Source organism: Candidatus Glassbacteria bacterium (assembly GCA_019456185.1).
Taxonomy (GTDB): domain Bacteria; phylum Gemmatimonadota; class Glassbacteria; order GWA2-58-10; family GWA2-58-10; genus JAJRTS01.
This window is the reverse complement of the sequence record VRUH01000091.1, coordinates 7,333-8,919: the sequence shown is the minus strand read 5'-3', so window position 1 is coordinate 8,919 and position 1,587 is coordinate 7,333. Positions and strand designations below refer to the sequence as shown.

The following is a 1,587-nucleotide window of genomic DNA, read 5'->3' as shown; positions in this document are numbered from 1 at the left end:
GGTAATCAGGCTCATATTGCGATAAAACTTTAATACTTTTCCAGGAACTGCACGTCAACCTCACCGGCCACGAACCGCGGGTCGTGGATTATCTCGCGGTGGAACTCGATCGTGGTGGGGACTCCCAGGATGATAAACTCCTCGAGCGAGCGCTCCAGCCGGGCCAGGGCCTCGGCGCGGTCGCGGCCGTGGACAATCAGCTTGGCCAGCAGCGAATCGTAGAACGGCGGCACCTTGTACATCTGGTAGATATGGGTATCCACCCTGACTCCCGGCCCGCCCGGCGGGTGGAAGGTGTTGATCTGGCCCGGCGAGGGCATGAAATCGCGCTGGGGGTCCTCGGCGTTTATCCGGCACTCGATAGCATGGCCGGTGAGTTTGATATCCTGTTTGCCGAAGGAAAGCCTGTTGCCGGCGGCGACAGAGATCTGCTCCTTGACCAGATCGTAGCCCGTCACCATTTCGGTGACAGGGTGCTCGACCTGGATCCGCGTATTCATCTCCATGAAATAGAAATTTCCATCCTTGTCCAGCAGGAATTCGACAGTCCCTGCGCCGACATAGTTGATCGACCTGGCCGCGCGCACCGCCGCCTCGCCCATTTTCTCCCGCAGTTCAGGGGTCAGCACCGGGCACGGAGATTCCTCGATCAGCTTCTGGTGCCTGCGCTGGATCGAGCAGTCGCGTTCGCCCATGTGGACCACGCTGCCCTTTCTGTCGGCCATCACCTGCACTTCCACATGCCGGGGCTTGATCAGGTATTTTTCGAGATAGAGCTCCGGGTTGCCGAAAGCGCCCTGGGCCTCGGCGCGGGCGATATTGAACGCTCCCTTGAGTTCGCTCTCGCTGCGGGCCACCCGCATGCCCTTGCCCCCGCCGCCGGCCGTGGCCTTGAGGATCACCGGGTAGCCGATCTCGCCGGCGATCCCGACAGCCTTGTCCTCGGTGGCGATTGTCTCCTGGCTGCCGGGGACCACCGGCACCTTGTTCTGGATCATCAGCTTGCGCGCGGTGGCTTTGTCGCCCATGTTGCGGATATTCTCGGGCGTAGGGCCGATAAATTCGTAGCCGCTCCGGGTGCAGATATCGCTGAATTCGGCGTTCTCGGCCAGGAAACCGTAGCCCGGGTGGATCGCCTCGGCGTTAGTGATTTCCGCCGCGGCCAGAATCCGCTGGATATTGAGGTAGCTCGCGCTTGCCGGACCCGGGCCGATACAGACTTCCTCATCGGCGAACCGGACGTGCAGGGACTCCTGGTCGGCTTCGCTGTAGACCGCGACAGTGCTGATTCCCATTTCCTTGCAGGCCCGGATCACTCGCAGCGCGATCTCTCCGCGGTTGGCAATCAGCACCTTTTTGAATGAGGCCAATTAACCCCCCGGCTCGATCAGAAACAACCGGGTACCGTATTCCACCGGCTGGGAGTTTTCGACGCAGATTTCACGCACCACGCCCGCCACCTCGCACTCCAGTTCGTTCATCAGTTTCATCGCCTCGAGAATACATAGGGTCTGGCCCAGCTTCACCCTGTCGCCGACCTGGACAAACGCCGGAGTTCCCGGGCCGGGAGCGGCATAAAACGTCCCG

Annotated in this window: 1 protein-coding gene and 1 pseudogene (1 of these 2 only partly in view); both read right to left on the bottom strand. The window is 61.2% G+C overall.

Annotated features, from left to right (window positions below):
• Positions 1-29: 29 nt before the first annotated feature.
• Positions 30-1,370, bottom strand: a complete 1,341-nt coding sequence (gene accC, locus FVQ81_17590; GenBank protein ID MBW7998344.1) for an acetyl-CoA carboxylase biotin carboxylase subunit — start codon at positions 1,368-1,370, stop codon at positions 30-32.
• Positions 1,371-1,587: pseudogene (gene accB, locus FVQ81_17585) on the bottom strand (acetyl-CoA carboxylase biotin carboxyl carrier protein) (it continues 263 nt past the right edge of the window). It lies immediately after the preceding gene.